This is a genomic window from Bacillus sp. TE9106W (genome assembly GCF_054062215.1).
On the sequence record NZ_JBSSFA010000002.1, the window covers coordinates 317,351 to 337,033 of the forward strand.

17 protein-coding genes are annotated in these 19,683 nt (G+C 35.3%); 13 read left to right on the forward strand and 4 right to left on the reverse strand.

The annotated features are described in order from the left end of the window. Positions 1-83 precede the first annotated feature (83 nt). Positions 84-716 (reverse strand): CatA-like O-acetyltransferase, encoded by a 633-nt coding sequence (locus tag ACVWY7_RS05195; protein ID WP_001216761.1) that lies wholly within the window; start codon positions 714-716, stop codon positions 84-86. Between the two features lie 133 nt (positions 717-849). Between ACVWY7_RS05195 and ACVWY7_RS05200 the strand changes: the two genes are divergently transcribed. From ACVWY7_RS05200 to ACVWY7_RS05225, 6 genes are all read left to right on the forward strand, one after another. Then, positions 850-1,653 (forward strand): MerR family transcriptional regulator, encoded by an 804-nt coding sequence (locus ACVWY7_RS05200; protein WP_431174522.1) that lies wholly within the window; start codon positions 850-852, stop codon positions 1,651-1,653. Positions 1,654-2,155: 502 nt separating this feature from the next. Next, positions 2,156-2,893 carry a 2OG-Fe dioxygenase family protein gene (locus ACVWY7_RS05205; protein ID WP_000144817.1) on the forward strand — a complete coding sequence of 246 codons (738 nt, stop codon included), beginning with the start codon at positions 2,156-2,158 and terminating at the stop codon, positions 2,891-2,893. Continuing rightward, a complete protein-coding gene (locus ACVWY7_RS05210; RefSeq protein WP_001208946.1) occupies positions 2,890-3,636 on the forward strand; it encodes an SDR family NAD(P)-dependent oxidoreductase in 747 nt (248 codons plus the stop codon). Before ACVWY7_RS05205 ends, ACVWY7_RS05210 begins: the two co-directional genes overlap by 4 nt. Before the next feature lie 88 nt (positions 3,637-3,724). Continuing rightward, positions 3,725-4,666 carry a DMT family transporter gene (locus ACVWY7_RS05215; RefSeq protein ID WP_000939619.1) on the forward strand — a complete coding sequence of 314 codons (942 nt, stop codon included), beginning with the start codon at positions 3,725-3,727 and terminating at the stop codon, positions 4,664-4,666. 222 nt (positions 4,667-4,888) lie between these two features. Next, the gene (locus ACVWY7_RS05220; protein WP_001182702.1) at positions 4,889-5,365 is read left to right on the forward strand and encodes a PH domain-containing protein; all 477 of its coding nucleotides are present in this window, start codon (positions 4,889-4,891) and stop codon (positions 5,363-5,365) included. Further along, positions 5,358-6,776, forward strand: a complete 1,419-nt coding sequence (locus ACVWY7_RS05225) for a PH domain-containing protein (protein WP_000278105.1) — start codon at positions 5,358-5,360, stop codon at positions 6,774-6,776. The genes ACVWY7_RS05220 and ACVWY7_RS05225 overlap by 8 nt, the downstream gene beginning before the upstream one ends. A gap of 186 nt (positions 6,777-6,962) precedes the next feature. Here ACVWY7_RS05225 and hmoB read toward each other — a convergent pair whose 3' ends face one another. Next, positions 6,963-7,460 (reverse strand): heme-degrading monooxygenase HmoB, encoded by a 498-nt coding sequence (gene hmoB, locus ACVWY7_RS05230; protein WP_000644079.1) that lies wholly within the window; start codon positions 7,458-7,460, stop codon positions 6,963-6,965. Between the two features lie 128 nt (positions 7,461-7,588). On the opposite strand from hmoB, the gene ACVWY7_RS05235 reads away from it, so the two are divergent. From ACVWY7_RS05235 to hemY, 4 genes are all read left to right on the forward strand, one after another. Further along, positions 7,589-9,706 (forward strand): transglycosylase domain-containing protein, encoded by a 2,118-nt coding sequence (locus ACVWY7_RS05235; RefSeq protein WP_000756273.1) that lies wholly within the window; start codon positions 7,589-7,591, stop codon positions 9,704-9,706. A gap of 179 nt (positions 9,707-9,885) precedes the next feature. Further along, complete coding sequence (hemE, locus tag ACVWY7_RS05240; protein ID WP_000252614.1) at positions 9,886-10,932, forward strand: uroporphyrinogen decarboxylase; 1,047 nt, start codon at positions 9,886-9,888, stop codon at positions 10,930-10,932. A gap of 14 nt (positions 10,933-10,946) precedes the next feature. Beyond that, positions 10,947-11,882: a ferrochelatase gene (hemH, locus tag ACVWY7_RS05245; protein WP_000726778.1), complete on the forward strand. Its 936-nt coding sequence runs from the start codon at positions 10,947-10,949 to the stop codon at positions 11,880-11,882. A gap of 19 nt (positions 11,883-11,901) precedes the next feature. Then, positions 11,902-13,323, forward strand: a complete 1,422-nt coding sequence (gene hemY / locus ACVWY7_RS05250) for a protoporphyrinogen oxidase (RefSeq protein WP_001228090.1) — start codon at positions 11,902-11,904, stop codon at positions 13,321-13,323. Positions 13,324-13,362: 39 nt separating this feature from the next. Here the strand turns inward: hemY and ACVWY7_RS05255 are convergent, their stop codons facing one another. Next, entirely contained in the window at positions 13,363-14,715 is a 1,353-nt protein-coding gene (locus ACVWY7_RS05255; protein ID WP_000453701.1) for a DUF4026 domain-containing protein, read from the reverse strand. Positions 14,716-14,956: 241 nt separating this feature from the next. Here ACVWY7_RS05255 and ACVWY7_RS05260 point away from each other — a divergent pair, with 241 nt between their 5' ends. Beyond that, the gene (locus ACVWY7_RS05260) at positions 14,957-17,323 is read left to right on the forward strand and encodes a DUF6359 domain-containing protein (protein ID WP_000279236.1); all 2,367 of its coding nucleotides are present in this window, start codon (positions 14,957-14,959) and stop codon (positions 17,321-17,323) included. Between the two features lie 179 nt (positions 17,324-17,502). Next, complete coding sequence (locus ACVWY7_RS05265) at positions 17,503-17,775, forward strand: hypothetical protein (RefSeq protein WP_227455374.1); 273 nt, start codon at positions 17,503-17,505, stop codon at positions 17,773-17,775. A gap of 54 nt (positions 17,776-17,829) precedes the next feature. On the opposite strand, the gene ACVWY7_RS05270 is transcribed toward ACVWY7_RS05265, so the two are convergent. Then, positions 17,830-18,675, reverse strand: coding sequence for a hypothetical protein (locus ACVWY7_RS05270; protein ID WP_000984153.1), 846 nt, complete (start codon positions 18,673-18,675; stop codon positions 17,830-17,832). A 325-nt stretch (positions 18,676-19,000) separates the two neighbouring features. On the opposite strand from ACVWY7_RS05270, the gene ACVWY7_RS05275 reads away from it, so the two are divergent. Further along, positions 19,001-19,573 carry a TetR/AcrR family transcriptional regulator gene (locus tag ACVWY7_RS05275; protein ID WP_000963375.1) on the forward strand — a complete coding sequence of 191 codons (573 nt, stop codon included), beginning with the start codon at positions 19,001-19,003 and terminating at the stop codon, positions 19,571-19,573. Positions 19,574-19,683 lie beyond the last annotated feature (110 nt).

Consider the following 19,683-nt stretch of genomic DNA (forward strand, 5'->3'; position numbering starts at 1 on the left):
ACAATGGTTTGTCCTATAGAAAGTGCTTTGTAGAAATTCCCTCTTTTTTTATACTACGCTTTTATTAAATTTAGCAATAAAAATTAACGGTTCATTTCACGTTGTAGTACGTCAAAAAACAACGATACGTGATAGCCATCTACTGTTGCATGATGAACTTTAATATTCACTGGCATTAACAATTGTGAACCAACTTTCTCGTACTTTCCAATAGTAATCATAGGTGTTAAATTATTTTTGATAGCTCCTTGATGAGATGAAAAATGTTCAAAATGCATCCAAGGAATGGATGAAATATTTACCACGTTTAGTGGAACAACTCCCATTGGTGCGATATGTGTTGTATTTGCGTAGTCTTTTATAAGCCTTTTGTACTCACGATCAACTGATTTATAATCTGTTAATTCTTCTAACCATAAACTATAAAATAGCCCTGTTTCATGATTAAAGTTCGTAAATGTCGGCACTAATTCTTGCCATTCTACTAATTTCTTATCTCTATGGGCATACTTCAAATTCGGGATCTTGTTAACCGACGCAGTCAAATTCAAAATTGAGTAAGCATAAAAACTTATAGATTCGTCTTTACATTTTTTTACTGCTTGAGTAACATCAATTTTTACTGTCATTTCAAACGTTGTGTCTGTCATCATAAAATACTCATAATAGTTTCTTCTTGGGAAATTTTCTAAATCAATGACTTCATAATGTCTCATCTATTTTAACCTCTTTTTTATAAATTCGATGATTGTAATGGCACCTATTTTTTATTATCCTTCCATCAACTTTAACGATAAAATAATAATGTCTCCCTTAAGAGGAGAGTCAAGAATAAGGGGGCAATATAAATTGGAAAATTTATTTTCTATTGGTGAAGTTGCTAATATGAAAGGTGTTACAATAAAAGCTTTAAGATATTACCATCAAACAGGCATTCTTATCCCCGTATACATTGATACAAAAACGGGTTATAGATACTATTCGGTAGATCAATTTGTTTATATTGATATAATTAAAGTTTGTAGAGCTTTAGGAACGAGTACGAAAGAACTGCAAAAAATTTTTACTGAAAAGAATATGAATGAATTATTAAAATTTTTAGCATTAAAAAGAGAAGAAACTGAGCAAAAAATAAAAGAGATGCAAGCAGTCATTCATACGATTGATAAACTAGATAATAGTGTACAAATCGCCAAAAAGGTACTAGTACATAATCAAATAACAAGACAGTATTTTGAGCAACGTTATATCGTCACTGCTCCATGCAAAGAAGTGGGTAATTTTAAAGAATTCCTTTATTATTCAGATGTAGATAAAATGATTCAGGAGAGAAATTTAGAAACAACGATGGAGATTGGTATAGCATATAGCATTCATTCAAAATACAGGTTTGAACCAAAGTATGCTTTTTCTGTGTTATGTAAATATGATTACACAGAGAACGAGCAAAATATAGATATATTACCAGAAGGTAACTATTTGACACTGGCCTATAAAAAGAATAATAAAGAAGAAAGTATGGAGAAATTAAAAGATTATATAGAGAAAAATAATGTAACAATCAAAAATTGCATTGAAGTGGAATTGTTAGATGAGTTTTTTAGTACGGATTCTTATAGTTGCCAAATGCAATTGCTTATAGAGAATGAGTGAAAACGCACTTTAGAGCATACTCAGAAATAATATAAACTAGAAGGTGAGGCTGGATTATGTAAGTATGCTTTTTTAGCATAAAAAAGGCATCTAGCAAAAGTACTAGATGCAAATAAAAACACAAGGGAAGACAAAATTCTTCCCTTTTCCCGTAAGTAATTATATCAAAAAATTTATAAAAAACTAGCTATATTTGAAATATAATTTTAAAAAGTTATATACATAAGTAATGGAAATACTCGAAGTTTTATCTTTCTGAAAAAATAGTTATATTATTTTGAATATTAGGACTGATATTGATAAATCATCAGATAATTACAAAAAATATCCGAAGAGATATATAATATTGTTTATGAGATAATTTGAATGAATTACATATATTTCATTTGGTGTATTAATTGAATATCATAATTTTTTATTTTATTAAGCAAGAATCTCGGTTACGTATGCATTTCTAACATAGGGTGAGAAAGAAAAATACAATAGTGTGGAGGTTTTTATAATGACGTTTGTTCTTAGTAAAATGAGTGGCTTTAGTATAGAAGAAAAGGTACATGAATTTGAATCTAAAGGATTCCTTGAAATCTCAAATGATATCTTTTTACAAGAGGAAGAGAATCATAGTTTATTAACACAAGCACAGTTAGATTATTATAATTTGGAAAATGATGCGTACGGTGAATGCCGTGCTAGATCTTACTCAAGGTATATAAAGTATGCTGATTCACCAGATTATATTTTAGATAATAGTAATGATTACTTCCAGTCTAAAGAATATAATTATGATGATGGTGGAAAAGTTAGACAGTTCAATAGTATAAATGATAGTTTTTTATATAATCCTTTAATTCAGGATATTTTGCATTTCGATACTGAATTTGCATTTAAAACAAATATAATAGATACAAGTAAAGATTTAATTATAGGTTTACATCAAGTAAGATATAAAGCTACTAAAGAAAGACCATCTTTTAGTTCACCTATCTGGTTACATAAAGATGATGAACCAGTAGTGTTTTTACACCTTATGAATTTAAGTAATACAGCTATTGGCGGAGATAATTTAATAGCTAATTCTCCTCGGGAAATTAATCAGTTTATAAGTTTGAAGGAGCCTTTAGAAACTTTAGTATTTGGACAAAAGGTCTTCCATGCCGTAACGCCACTTGGAACAGAATGTAGTACGGAGGCTTTTCGTGATATTTTATTAGTAACATTTTCTTATAAGGAGACAAAATGAGAGAGAATAAAATAATTATGATTTCTGGAGCCAATAGCGGTATAGGTCATGCTTGTATAAAATACTTTTTAGAAAAATCATTTCATGTAATAGCGCTTGATATTAATAATAATAATTTAATAGATTATATGAAAACAGATATGTCTTTAAAAGTAGTACAAATTGATTTAAGTAATAGCGAAGCGATTCATAATCTTTTTACTCAATTAGATTTAGAAAAGCTTTCTCCTGATATATTAATAAATGCAGCTGGTATTCGAGAGATAACACCTGTTTTACATTTATCCGATGATATGTTTAAAAAAGTAATTGATGTAAATTTAGTAGCCCCATTTATCCTTTCTAGGGAAGTAGCTAGGCGATGGTGTGAATCGAAAATAAAAGGTTGTATTGTGAATATAGCATCGGTTTCTGGATTAATTGCTGAACCAGAGCGAGCTGCTTATGTTGCATCAAAGCATGCTTTAATCGGATTGACTAAACAGATGGCTATGGAATTTGGGAAGCAAAATATAAGGGTAAATAGCATTTCTCCCGGTGTTATTAGAACTGAACTTACAGAAGAATACTTTAGTAATAAAGCCTTGATGTCTATGATAAAAAGTAATCAATCTTTAGATACTTGGGGGGTGCCGCAGGATATTGTTTCATGTATTGAGTATTTGATTTCTGATCAGGCCCGCTTTATTACTGGTTCTAATTTTGTAATTGATGGTGGTTGGACTGCTGGAAAAAATTTATAATTGAGTGTTTTTGAGGAAAAGCACCTGTCCTTTTTTAGGCTGGTGTTTTTCTCACTATAAACCAAGTTTTTATTGGAGGGGGATTAATTTGCTTCAAAAAAGTTTTAAGCAAGAGAAAACGGTACCGGCCTTAAAGATGATAGCATCAATGGCTATCTTTGGATCAGTTGGATTTTTTTCGGTTCAAACAAACTTACCTTCGTTTGAATTAGTGTTTGTAAGGTGTATTTTTGCGACAATATTTTTAAGTGTATGCTGGTTGCTTACAGGGCAATATAAACAAGATAAATGGGAACGAAAAGAAGTTATTCAAGTTTTAATATGTGGCTTTTTCTTAGTATTTAATTGGGTTTTTTTATTTAAAGCCTTTGAAAATATGTCAGTTACAATTGCTATCTCAGTTTATCATCTTGCACCAGTAATTGTACTGTTAATTGGAAGTATCGTCTTTAAAGAAAAATTAACATTAATATCTATCATTTCAATAATTGTATGTTTTGCAGGAGCTTTATTAATTGCTGGTATCGATGGAAGCTTCTCTGTCGACTCATTAATGTCTTCAGGTATGATATGGGGATTTCTTGCAGCTCTCTTTTATGCATTTACAACTTTATTTGGTAAAGGGATTAACAAAATGAGTGCGTATGCAATGACATTTTTACAAACATTCTTGGGGATATTTCTTTTAATACCATTTATAGATTTAGATGCTTTTAGTGGCCTCACTCAAAGTAATTGGACATATATTATAGCTACTGGTTTTATTCACACAGGGATAGTATATTATCTGTTTTTTGATAGTTTACGCTATTTATCTACAAAAACAATTTCAATATTAGTTTTTTTAGATCCGGCAGTGGCAATATTATTAGATACTGTACTTACTGGATTCCGTCCAACTTTCATGCAAATAACAGGAATTCTTTTTATTTTTATTGGCATGACTTTAACATTAAAAAAATCTAAAGATAAAAAACTGAGCCAAAAAGAAAATCGAATTGAAAGCGATGCTAGTATATCTCAACAATAATGAAATATATTGTGTATAAAACGATAAACCTTGCATGAATCATGTAAGGTTTATTTGGTTTAATATACTTCATATTTCTTTATGATATATAATTTTCAAAAGTAGGGTATGTTTTTCTTTAACATGTTTTTAATTCTAACAATTCCATTTGACTATAATTTTACAAAACTGTATATACCAACTAATATATAAGTAATAAATTCATATAATTGGAGTGATGAGATGCAGCCGTTAGAAAGGGAGATTCATTCTAATATGCTGAAAGTGTGGCGAATTCACGCTTTAATTGGGGCGGCAGTTATACTAGCAGTCGTAATTGCGTATTTCTTTTTTATGATCAATTTTAATTGGTGGGGGTGGCTGTTTGGATTATTAGTAACAGCCGCTATTACATTTATCCCGCTCGATTATTTTGTATTTCCAAATTTACGTCAACGCTATTATAGTTACAGATTAAATGAAGAAGAGATTGAGATTCAAAAGGGAATGTTCGTTGTAAAACGCGTGCTCATTCCGATGATTCGTGTGCAGCACGTAACGATTGAACAAGGACCGATTATGAGAAAGTATAATTTAGCAGAATTACATATTTCAACAGCAGCAACTTCTCATAGTATTCCAGGCTTAACGAAAGAAGAAGCAGAGCAGCTGAAAAGACAAATTGGAGAACTTGCGAAAGTGAGTGATGAGGATGTATAAGAGGCAACATCCGATCACGATTTTATTAGGTATTCGAATTGCGGGTTTATTGCCTTTTATTTTTCTTGTTTTATTTCGATCAGATGATCAAGTAGAACCGTGGTATTTTTTCCACCTTATTCTTTTGGCTCTATTATTCATTATGGCTATTTTCTCAGCTATAAAATGGTATTTTAAAGTGTACTGGGTTGAAAATAATATTTTACATATAAAACACGGCGTTTTCGTTAAGAAAGAAAGTTACTTAAATAAAGAACGTGTGCAAAATATTAGTACGTCTTCTAACATCATTTATCAAGTGCTCGGACTGACGAAATTAAATATTGAAGTAGCAGGCGGCGGTACTGAGCCAGAAGTGATGTTGGCGGGTATTAGAGAAGAAGAAGCGAAGGAACTCATTGCATTATTACATAAAGAAAAAAGCGCTGTGAGTGAAGAAGCGCCTGCGGAAGAAGGAAGTAAGACGGTTTATCAGTTAACAACGAAAGAAATTTTAGCAGCATCTATTACATCTGGCAGATTTGGGTTAGTGTTTTCTATGTTAGTCATCCTTTACACAGAGTTTAATCAATTTTTACCAGAATGGCTCATCAATAAAGTAGAAGCGTATGTGATGGATAACGGTGTATATGAATTAATCGTTATGGCAGCGATTTTAATGGCAGTGTCGTGGATCATTTCAACAGCTGGCTATGCGTTAAAATATGCGAACTTTAAAATTGAGCGAAACGGAAATGAAGTTCGCATCGTGCAAGGATTATTTGATAAGAAAGAGTTTGTGTTAAAATTACACCGCATTCAAGCGATTACGGTGAAAGAGGGAATTCTCCGCCAGCCTTTCGGTTATTGCTCTGTCGAGGTGGAAGTCATTCAAAGTATAGAAGCGGCAGGAAATGAAGTGATGCTACATCCTTTTATGAAGAAAAAAGATGTGCAGCAGTTACTTGCGTATTTACAGTTGCCGTATGAAATGGAAGAGAAAATCGTTTCTTTACCGAGGGCTGCATTACGTCGTTACGTCATAATGGGATGGATTACAAGTGCTGTGCTCGCTGTGCCAATCATCGGTGCGAGTATATATTTTAAACAAAATATCGCGTTGTTCACTTTGATACCACTATTTATTATATTTACGTTACTTGCATACGCTCGGTATACAAGTAGTGGTTATATGATACGAGACAATCAGTTAGTCATGGTGTACCGAGGACTCGCGAAATATACAGGAATCATGCGAAGAAGGCATGTTCAAGCAGTCGGATACAGTCAGTCGTATTTCCAAAAGAAAGACGAGCTATGTACAGCTAACGTGTCAGTAGCGGGGCATCGTTACAAAGTGAAGCATATGCAAAAAGAAGATGCGCTTTGTATATATAATTGGTACAAAGAAAAAGGAAACACCGGCGTGTAACGGTGTTTCCTTTTTTGTGTCGTGATTTGTCGATAAGTCGATATATCCAGAAAATCGCTGATATAATTTGAGTTGCGCTGATATATCCAGGAAATCGCTGATATATTTCAAGATGCGCCGATATATTCAGAAAATCGCCGATATAATTTCACATACCGCGAATTTCAAACCCCGAAATCCAAAAACCTAAACTAACACATCAAAAGTAGTCACAAATGAAGGACGAGAGAAAATACTTTTTTGCTGCTCTGCATGTGGATGAGCCGGAGCTTGTCCTTCTGCTTGTGCAGGACGTTTTTTATGAGCGTTTTCGAATGAACGTGATTCTGTCCAGTCTTTAAAGTTTTGTTCCGTTTCCCACATCGTTAAGATGACATATGTATCGTTACTTAATGGGCGTAGAACACGGATTGCTTGAAATCCTGGTTCGTTTTCAATAAGGCCTGCGCGGTTTTTAAAACGGTTTTCAAATACTGGGCGACCTTCGTCTGTTACAGAAATGTTGTTACAAACGATATAGCCAGGTTGTCCTTTAAATTCTCCAACAGCGTCTAGTACGTCATACTGAAGAGAACCTTCTACAGATTCTTCTGTATTTTCTTTATAAAACATATCTTTTTCATTATTTTTTGCAGTGAAATGTGCTTGTTCTAGAGGTGTTTCGTATGAAATAATAGCCTTCATTTTAATGCCCCCTTTAATTATTTGTTTCTATTATATCAACTCTCTTAAAAAACTTCGAAGATTATATACATAAAGATACTTCTTTTTCAAATAATAAATGTACCATCATTTGGAAAGAAGGCCGATGTATGAAGAAAGTAAAGTGGACTTTATTAGGTGGGTTAGCAACGCTTGTATTAGCGATTGTACTTTATAAACTTATCGTGTTAGCTGGTGGCTATATGATGGATGAAAAGCAGCTCGTTTTCCACTCTTCATCACGTATCGTTGACCAGAAAGGGAAAGAAATTACGAAATTATACGTAGAAAATAGAGACCTCGTACCAATCGAGCAAATTCCAAAATATGTGCAGCAGTCGTTTATTGCGGTGGAAGATTCTCGTTTTTATGAGCATCAAGGAATCGATTACCCGTCTATATTCCGCGCTCTGTATAAAGACACGTTAGCTGGAGAGAAGGTCGAAGGCGGCAGTACGATTACGCAGCAACTTGCGAAAAACGTCTTTTTAACTCGTGGAAAAACAGTTACGCGTAAATTAAAGGAAGTCGCAATTTCTCTTCAATTAGAGCAAAAATATACGAAGCAACAAATTCTTGAAATGTATATGAATCATATTTATTTCGGCCATGGGGCTTACGGTATTCAAGCAGCAGCAAAGTTGTATTTTAATAAAAATGTAGAGGATTTAACAGTAGAAGAAGGAGCAATGCTTGCAGGTCTTCCGAAGTCGCCGAACGGATATTCACCTTATTTCTCTCCGGAAAAAAGTAAGGAGCGTCGTGATCTCGTATTGTCACTTATGCATAAACAAGGCTATTTGACTGCCGAAGAAAGCGTACGTTATCAAGGGAAGACAATTGCTCTATATAAAAACTTAGATGAGAATGAGCTAGCATATATGCCGTATATTGATATGGTCATAGATGAAGCAGCTCGTTTATACGGATTGTCTCATCAAGAAGTGCTTCGCGGAGGATATACGTTTGTCGTACCGATGGATGAAAAAATTCAAAAGGTAGCGTATAACCAGTTTCAAGATGCAAGGAATTTCCCTGGGAAAGAAGAGGGGGCGCAAGGTGCTTTTTTATTAATGGATAATCGTACGGGCGGGATTAAAGCTGCGATTGGCGGAAGAAAGTACGTCCCGAGAGGATTTAATCGTGTTTTTGCAAAAAGACAGCCCGGTTCTGTGCTAAAACCACTTATCGTCTATGCACCAGCACTCGAAACGAAAAAGTATAATCCGTATTCTTTATTAAAGAATGAAAGAACTTCTTTTGAAGGTTATGAACCCCGCAATTACAATCGTCAATATACGAAAGAAATGACGATGTACGATGCAATTTTAGAATCAGCAAACGTACCGGCAGTTTCTTTATTAAACGAATTAGGGGTAGAAGAAGGAAAGCAATATTTAGAGAAAGGTAATGTTCATATTGCCGATGCTGGTTTAAGTGCAGCGCTTGGCGGATTGAAAAATGGTGTTTCAACATTTGATCTTGTGAAAATGTATCGTGCGTTTTTAGCAAATGGTGATATTATTGAGCCGCACGTTATTGATAAAGTGTTAAATAGACACGGCGCAGTCATTGGAGAATCTCCAAAAGTAGAAACGAAAATTTTCTCGAAACAAACGGCATGGTATATGACGAAAATGTTAGAAGGAGTTGTAAAGGAAGGGACAGCGAAAGCCGGTGTATATAGCGGAGCGTTAGCTGGGAAAACAGGTACAACTTCCTTACCAAATGCCGATAATGGGGCGAGAGATATGTGGTTCGTTGGCTATACGCCAAATTTAGTAGGCGCTGTTTGGATTGGTTATGACCGCATAGATAAAGAGCATAAGTTGCAAGGAGAAAGTGCGTCAGCAACAAAATTGTTTAAGAAAATTTTAACGAAAGCAAATGTAGAACAGAAAGAGCAGTTTAGGAAACCAGAAGGTGTGGAAACAATCGGTGCTCCAATTCGGCTGCGCAAGATTGAAGATGTGAAAATGAAATTAGCGTTTAGCCCTTTCGGTTTATTTAAAGCGAAATTAAGCTGGACACCACTTCCAGATGAAAGAATTATGTATCGTATTTATAGAGTGGAAAACGGAATTCATACGCACGTAGGTACTGTAAACGGTGCCGGGGAATATGAGGAAAAGTTCGTTAACATCTTTTCAAAACCGAGTTTTTACGTTGTGCCATATAACACACAAACGAATCGCGAAGGAGAAAAGTCAAAAGTAGCTAAACCATAGTTTTTCTCTGTGTTATAATAAGAATGTTGTGAAAATAGTAAGCGTTTTTAAGAATGTTTGTGTCAATTTAATGAACAACGTACATAATATTATGCATTTTGTTTTTACAAGCTGTATAGTAAAAAAAGATAAATATCGAACGTATTCGAAGCATTGTGGTAAGGAAGGGAGCTAGGGTCTTGGTAAGAACTATAAATGAGACATTTTTAAAAGCATGTAGGGGGGAACGTACTGATTATGTGCCAGCATGGTATATGCGTCAAGCAGGTCGTTCGCAGCCGGAATATAGAAAGATAAAAGAAAAGTATTCTTTATTTGAAATTACACATAATCCAGAGTTATGTGCTTACGTTACAAAACTACCAGTTGATCAATATAACGTAGACGCAGCAATTCTTTATAAAGATATTATGTCACCACTACCTGCAATTGGTGTGGATGTAGAAATTAAATCAGGTATTGGCCCAGTTATTGATAATCCAATCCGTTCTTTACAAGACGTAGAAAAACTAGGGGAAATCAATCCAGAAGATGACGTACCGTACATATTAGATACAATTCGTTTATTAACGACTGAAATGCTAGACGTACCGTTAATCGGTTTTTCAGGAGCTCCATTTACGTTAGCGAGCTATATGATTGAAGGCGGTCCATCTCGTAACTACCATAATACGAAAGCGTTTATGTATGCAGAGCCGAAAGCTTGGTTTGCTTTAATGGATAAGCTAGCAGATATGGTTATTACATATTTGAAAGCGCAAATTAACGCAGGAGCAAAAGCAGTTCAAATTTTCGATTCTTGGGTTGGAACAGTAAACGTAGCAGATTATCGCGTATTTATTAAACCAGCAATGGAGCGTATTTTTGCAGAAGTTCGCACGATGGGTGTACCGATGATTATGCACGGCGTAGGAGCTGCACACTTAGTGAATGAGTGGCACGACTTACCGCTTGATGTAGTCGGTTTAGACTGGCGTTTACCAATTGAAGAAGCACGTGCACGCGGCGTTCACAAGGCGGTACAAGGGAATATGGACCCGTCATTCTTACTTGCGCCATGGTCTGTTATTGAAGAACATGTAAAAGGTATTTTAGATCAAGGGATGAAGCAACCAGGTTATATCTTTAACTTAGGTCACGGTGTATTCCCAGAAGTAAATCCAGATACATTAAAACGTTTAACTACATTTATTCATGAATACTCTAAAGGGCAGTTAGCGAAGTAAAGGAGAATTGCTGTATGAAAAAGAAAATTGGTTTGCTTGTAATGGCATACGGAACGCCATATAAAGAAGAAGATATTGAACGTTACTATACACATATTCGCAGAGGAAGAAAGCCAAGTCCTGAAATGCTAGAAGATTTAACAGAGCGTTACCGTGCAATTGGTGGTATTTCTCCTTTAGCTACTATTACATTAGAGCAAGCTAAGAAGTTAGAGAAGCGTTTAAATGAAGTACAAGATGAAGTTGAGTACCACATGTATCTTGGCTTAAAACATATTGAACCGTTTATTGAAGATGCGGTGAAAGATATGCATAACGACGGTATACAAGATGCAATCGCACTTGTTCTTGCGCCGCACTATTCTACGTTTAGCGTAAAATCATACGTTGGACGAGCACAAGAAGAAGCTGAGAAACTTGGAAACTTAACAATTCATGGCATCGATAGCTGGTATAAAGAACCGAAATTTATCCAGTACTGGGTTGATGCAGTGAAAGGTATATATAATGGTATGTCAGACGCAGAACGTGAAAAAGCAGTATTAATCGTATCAGCTCACAGCTTACCAGAAAAGATTATTGCAATGGGCGATCCATATCCAGATCAATTAAATGAAACAGCGGATTATATCGCGCGCGGAGCTGAAGTAGCAAACTATGCAGTAGGCTGGCAAAGTGCAGGAAACACACCAGATCCTTGGATTGGTCCAGATGTACAAGATTTAACGAGAGAACTAAATGAAAAGCACGGTTATACTTCATTCGTATATGCACCAGTTGGATTTGTTGCGGAACATTTAGAAGTTTTATATGACAACGACTTTGAGTGTAAAGTGGTAACGGATGAAATTGGCGCGAAATATTATCGTCCAGAAATGCCAAATGCGTCGGACGCATTTATTGACTGTTTAACAGATGTTGTAGTAAAGAAAAAAGAATCTGTAATGTAAGAAGAAAGGGGGAGCCTGCTTGAGGAAAAAAGTTGTAATCATCGGCGGTGGCATCACAGGATTAACAACAATGTATAACTTACAAAAAAATATTCATGAAAAAAACTTGCCGATTGATACATTACTGATAGAAGCATCGGGTAAACTTGGCGGAAAAATTCAAACCGTTCGAAAAGATGGATTTACAATTGAGCGCGGACCGGATTCTTTCTTAGCACGAAAAGAAAGTGCAGCTAGATTAGTGAAAGAATTAGGTCTTGGCGATGAGCTTGTAAATAATCAGGCCGGTCAATCATTTATCCTCGTAAACAATCGGTTACATAAAATGCCGAGCGGATCAATGATGGGAATTCCAACGCAAATTACGCCGTTTCTATTTTCTGGGCTGTTCTCCCCAATTGGGAAACTAAGAGCTGGTTTTGATCTATTAATGCCGAGATCAAAACCAGTATCTGACCAATCACTCGGGCACTTTTTCAGGCATCGCCTCGGAAATGAAGTGGTTGAAAATTTAATAGAACCATTACTATCTGGTATTTATGCAGGGGATATTGATGAAATGAGCTTAATGTCAACATTCCCGCAAATGTATCAAATTGAGCAGAAACATCGTAGTATTTCACTCGGTATGCGTACGCTCGCTCCGAAAGCAGAGAAAGCTGAACCGAAAAAGGGAATCTTCCAAACAGTGAAAACTGGTTTAGAATCTATCGTAGAATCTCTCGAATTAAAGATGCATGAAGGTACGATAATAAAGGGAACTCGCATAGAAAAAGTTGCAAAACAGGGTGATGGCTATGCGATTACTCTTAGTAACGGAAAAGAAATAGAAGCGGACGCGGTCGTAGTGGCAAGCTCACATAAAGTATTGCCGTCTATGTTTGCGCAGTACAAGCAATTTCGTTTCTTCCGCAACATTCCATCCACATCAGTTGCGAATGTGGCAATGGCTTTCCCGAAATCAGCTATTCAGCGCGATATTGATGGTACAGGATTTGTTGTATCCAGAAATAGTGATTACACAATTACAGCATGTACCTGGACGCATAAAAAGTGGCCACATACAACGCCAGAAGGAAAAACGCTTCTTCGATGTTACGTTGGACGACCTGGGGATGAAGCGGTTGTAGAACAAACAGAAGAGGAACTCGTTCAGCTCGTACTAGAAGACTTACGAAAGACGATGGATATTACAGAGGATCCAGAGTTTACAATCGTAAGTCGCTGGAAAGAAGCGATGCCCCAATATACAGTAGGCCATAACGAGCGAATGAAGAAACTCACAACATTTATGGAGAAAGAGTTGCCAGGTATATACTTGGCAGGTAGTTCTTACGCTGGTTCTGGTCTTCCGGACTGTATTGATCAAGGTGAGAAGGCTGCAAAACGTGTACTCTCTCATTTGGAGAAAGTAATGAATACGGAATTAATCGCACAATAAAGAGAAACGCCTTCAATCATATTGAAGGCGTTTTGTTACTTATTCACCAATAAACATATATAAGTTATTTGGCTTTATAACGGCATCTCCTGCATAAATAACCCATTCTGTTAAGTCATCAAAATCTAAATGATAACTATTTCCTTCACTCATATCTTCTATAAAATATGGTTCATTAATGAGTATTCCTTGAATAAAGTCTTCCGTAATATGTTGCATTTCAAACCACATATGCTCGCTTTTACCCTCTTCATAGGAAACGCCAAACTTAGCAAGAAAACGAAACTCCTCATTTGATTGTTCAATTTGAAAAATGTTGCTGAAATACCCGAAAGTATTTTTTGCATTGTAAGCCATACGAGCCGTTTCACTATTTGTTTTATAGAACATGAGCCCTGTAGCTTCCTCGTGTTCTTTGAAAAAGCTTTCGATACATTCTTCTGAAGTATCAAATTTGAACAAGAGAACAGATGGCGATTGATGGTATTCATCTCGGTCATCCATCCCGCCTAAGAATGTGTTTTGTGCATCTATTGGTTGTAGCTTCACTTCGTCATCCTCAATTGAAGATAATTGGTCCATACCCGTTTTATGCCCAATATAAGATAATCCTTTTTCCCATGGAACAGCTACTGTATGTATAGAACCTTGCTGACTATGTGCGATAACGATAGGCTCATTCATAGGGACTTGTCCATTCTCAACGGCATTATTCGCAAATGTTTGAAAGAGATCACCAATGCCATAGTAGGAAGAAATGCGATTTGGAATAATTAATTCTATTTCTGTTACGCCCGCTCTTAAAAGGCCGTGTGTATGAAACCAATATTGCGTAGGCTCGCCTTCTTTATCGTCTTCATAAACAGAATGAATAACGTACAAGTCAGGAATGTCAGGTAATAATTCATTTTCAACGTGATATTCAATATAGTTTCTAGATATCACCTTCATTGCTGCACTTGAATCAATTACAAATAACAAGTCTGGCGCAAGGTTCCATAAAAACTGTAACTGCTGGAAAAAGCAGTCCAGTACATCGCCTACAAATAGCGTACGAGTAAAAATTTCAGTGCCATAAGCAGCATCTTCAAAATGGCGATCTACGATTGTAGCATCTTGTCTATTGTACATTTTATATTCTTCAGGGTCATTCGCCTCATCAATATGCAGTTCATACGGTATGATTGTTTCATCCATATGTAACTCAACAATAAGGCTTGTCTCATCACTATAAACAATTTTCAACTCATCAACTTTAGTAGCGATATTTTCTAGCCGTTGCTTTAACTGCTCAATTGTAATTCTAGTTGGTATAACAGCAATCATATCTGAAAAATGACGTTCTAATGTTCCATTCATAGCTGCGCGGTATGTTTCTGTTTGCACTTCCATCCAATCACTCCTATTCAAATGAATCCATTTTCCATGCCGATGAAATTTCGATATTTCTGTTTTTTTCTCTTTCATATTATAAAACGCATTTATAGAAAGTGTAAAATTATTATTTTGTATTATAGTTTGAAAACGAGTAAATTAGATTAATTTTTTGTAAAACTTGTCGAAATATCATTCTATATAACGAATCATTTGTTATGATAGAAATGCTGAGAAAATATGAAATAGGGAGAGGGAAATGGCTGTGAAGAAATTGTTAAGTATCTTTTTATCATTCTTGCTATTGCTTTCATTTACTGGAACTTTAGCAAAGGCAGAAGAAACTACTTCTATGTCAGTAGAAAAAGCAATTCAAGTATTTAAGCAGCAAGGGAAAACGAAGGGGATAGTGGAAGGATATATTGTCGGATATACGCAAAGTCCTTCTAAATACACGAAGGATCCGGCTAAGTTTGATGACACAAATGTGGCAATTGCCGATTCACCAAACGAAACGAATCCAGACAAAATTATGCCTGTTCAGTTGCCAAAAGGTGACGTGAGAGCGGCAGTGAATGTAAAAGATCATCCTGAAAATATCGGGAAGAAAGTTAGTTTAACAGGGACTCTTGAATTATATTTTAGTAGCCCAGGTTTAAAATCAGTAACAGCTTATAAGTTTCAAGGGGAAGAACAAAACCGTGTTAGTGATGTAGTGGCCTCACCGAATGGAGGAGAAGTTGCGAAAGGAACAGCAGTAACGTTAACAACGAACACAGAAGGCGCAACAATCTACTATACGTTAGATGGCTCAAACCCTACAAATAAAAGTGTTCGTTATAACGGACAAATTATCGTGAATGAAAATAGTGTAATGAAAGCAATTGCAGAGAAAGAAGGGCTTACTTCTTCAGCAATTTCAACTTTTTCATTTGTTATCGTAAACAATGAACCGGTTCGTATTCATGATATTCAAGGGAAATCACATCTTTCCCCTTACAACGGGAAGAAAGTATACAATGTGGAAGGCGTTGTAACAGCGCTTGATAAAAATGGTTTTTATATAGAAGATAATCAGCCAGATAACGATCCAGCTACTTCAGAAGGTATGTATGTGTACAAAAAAGATGCGAATGTAGCAGTAGGAGATCTTATTCAAGTTGATGGAGTAGTAGAAGAATATGTTGGGCCTGGATATGCAGAAAGGTTTGACACAGACTTAACGACGACTGAAATTAAAGCGAGCCGCGTTGCTGTAATCGCAAAAGATCAACCTTTACCAGCACCGATTGTACTTGGAGAAAACGGTGTGAAAATTCCTGATCAAATTATCGATAATGATGCATTCGGTTTATTTGATCCAAACGAAGATGCAATCGACTTTTATGAAAGTATAGAAGGTATGCGCGTGACGATGCCAACGCCAAAAATTATTACACCTCAGAAAAACGGGAATTTATATGTAACAGTGAAAAATGGCGGAAATAAAGTCGTAACGAAATATGGCACACCTGTATTAGATGAAAATCAATTAAACCCAGAACGTCTTTCTGTAAAAGTACCTCGTGATTATGTAGCGAAAGTAGGGGATACTTTCACTGGAGATATAACAGGGGTAGTCGGATATGATTACGGTTCATTCCGCATTGCGCCAATAACGGAATTACCATCTGTAGTAGACGGCGGATTTAAGCAAATAGGCGCAAATATTCAGCCGCGTCTTGATAAGTTAACGGTTGCTACATATAATATTGAAAACTTCTCGGCGAATAAAAAAGAAACAACAGATGAAAAAGTAAAAGCGTTAGCGTATTCTATTAAATACAATTTAAAAATGCCAGATATTATCGGTGTAGAGGAAATGCAAGATAATAACGGAACGGTTAATGACGGTACAACAGATGCTTCGTTAAGCGCAAAACGTATTATTGATGCAGTGCTAGAAATTCGCGGGCCAAAGTATGAGTATGTAGAAATTGCTCCAAACAACAATTTAGACGGAGGAGCACCAGGAGCGAATATTCGCGTCGGTTTCTTCTATAACCCATCTCGTGTGAAATTAGCGACAGTACCGAAGTTGCTTGATAAAAACGTTGTCCGTATTGGAGACGAAAATCCATTGTTTGAAAGCACACGTAAACCGCTTGCGGCAGAATTTACGTTCCAAGGGCAAAACTTAGTTGTCGTTGCAAATCACTTAAACTCAAAAATAGGAGATGCAACACCATTTGGAAAAGTGCAGCCGCTCGTATTAAAGAGTGAAGAAAAACGAGCTCAATTAGCACAAGAAGTAAACAATTTCGTACAAGGTATTCAGAAAAAGAACACGAATGCACCAGTTGTTGTGTTAGGAGATATGAACGATTTTGAGTTTGCTAAACCACTAAAAACACTAGAAGGAACAATCTTGAAAAATATGTTAAACACAGTGCCGAAAGAAAATCGCTACACGTATATTCATGAAGGAAATGCACAAGTGCTAGATCATATTTTAGTAACAAACAACATCGCACCGCACACAATCGTAGATCCAGTACATTTAAACTCAAACATTATGAAAGAACATGGACGTGTAAGTGACCACGACCCAGTACTTGCTCAAATTGATTTGAAGAAAGCTTCTTAAAGTAGGGGAACGCTTAGGTAACTAAGCGTTCTTTTATTTGATAAAAATAGATAAGGATAGTGTATAAGCGATTTTTTAGAATGATATAGATTGGTCTTCTGCAGTTTTATGGTAAAATTGATTGAATATTTAGTTTTTAAGGAGGGGCAATGATGCAAGCACAACTAAATGGGAAATGAATGAATCAGCTTGCAATTTTTTTTAGTATCATCGTCATGCTTCAATTTATAGCTGATGTAACAGGACTTACGCAAAATTTAGATATTACATATAACTTAATACATACAGCAGCATCTTATATAACGTTTAGTTTAGCAGTTATTTTTACTTTAATTGGCGCAAGGAGAGAATTAAGTAAATATGCAATTATTTCATTATGTTTAGTTGTAGGTATTAAAGCGATTTATTTTGTAGGGGTCGTTATTTTATGGGGATTGGCTGGCACGCCATAAAAGGATAGTAAATAAACCTCTAATTTCCAAGATAGTAAGGAAATTAGAGGTTTATTATACTTGAAATGATTTTCTACACCGATCTCTTCTTTGCAATCTTCTTCTATATTTTTTTCTATCCCGCTTTACCCCTCGTATATACATAAGTAAGCTAACGAAAAGAAAGAAAGCACATTGCACCGTTAAAATGTACGGTGACATTCCATCCAATGGTTGTTTTGGATCATATAAATGAATTGGTGCTCCACCTATTGTAGGGAAGACTGTATTTAGCAGGACGTAAGGGATGGAGGTAGCTGCAAATGGAAATAGAAGCGACATATAATCTTTTTGTGACCATGCAGATGCAGCAAGTCCTAAAAGGGCCATTAAACCTGCAAATAAAAAGTTAATTCCAATATATACAGTAATGTAAATGATGGGAGAAGCCTCATATAAGTTTGCAAACATCCCATTAACATTTATGATGCCTGAACCAGCCAGCGTTTCTCCGTCTGGAATGGTTAATTTGCAAAATAATAAAGATAAGATAAATGGAAGCGTATAAAGAAGTCCGCCGCAAAAGAATGTAACAATATATTTCGTTATTGAATAAGAAAATAAATTAATTCCTTTACTTACAAACTGTTTAAAGCCATCAGATTTATCCGAGTTGTAACTTGTACTAAAGGGAAGGCTCGCAATAATTGGCATTAATAATAAATAAACATCCATTTCATTGTCACGAAATCCAATCCATTTTATATCTGTTGATATAGGTCCGCTTGCAGCGTCTCCTAAATAACGAATGACATAATAATAATGATAAATACAAATAAGAACGAATCCACTAAACATAATAATTAAAGAAACACGATTACAAAAAGCTTGCTTTATATTTAAACGAAGCGCACGCATCATGACTGAAAAAGCCTCCACTATTTTGATAAACTTGTCTATTTTCTATATTACTATTAATTGTAAAGATTTTCTTGTTTTTTATTTGATTATTTGAAAAAAGGGAAATTTGTTGTTGCGAAGTAAGGTTTAGCTGTATATCTTAAGGACACCTTTTCCTTTTCTCTTTTCTTCTGATAAACTATGGACAGTATGATACAATTTGACTGGAATTTTTTATACTGGAAATAATAAAAAAGAGAACTTGTATAGAGTGTAAGCGTGTGGTAATATCAAAGATGTACTAATTGACTATATTATCCAATTGGTCATTTTTGGAGGTGACGATGTGGCGATAGATCGAAAACGTTCTATTATTGAGGCTGCAACAAAGTCTTTTTCAGCATTCGGTTATAAAGCAACAACGATGGATCAAGTAGCGAAGTTAGCGAATGTAGGAAAAGGAACGATTTATACTTTTTTCAAAAATAAAGAAGAGCTATTTGGCGAGATTATTTCTAATTTAATTACAGAAATGAAGCAAGTTGCAGAAAATGCAATTCGTTCAGATGTTTCATTTTTTGAAAATGTACATAGAGCATTATATAGCATATTAGAATTCAGAAAAGAACATCAGCTCATGATTAAGTTAATTCAAGAAGAGCGCGATATGGGAACGAAAGAAGTACAAGAAGTGATGCAACAAGTAGATGTGGAAATCGTTTCTGTCATTCAATCGTATTTAAAGATTGCGATTGATAAAGGTGAAATTAGCAAATGTGATCCAGAAATTACAGCATTTATTATGCTTCGCTTATATGTATCGCTTATTTTTGATTGGGAAAAAAATCATGAACCGCTAGAAAAAGAAAAAATTGCAGAATTATTTGAACTTTATTTATTAAAAGGATTGTCAAACTAAGATAATCCTTTTATTATTATAAAAAATGACCAAATGAACAAAATGGTCATACATTTAATTTAGGAGGGATAATAGAAATATTCACTTCATATTAAGAAACAGTTGCATAG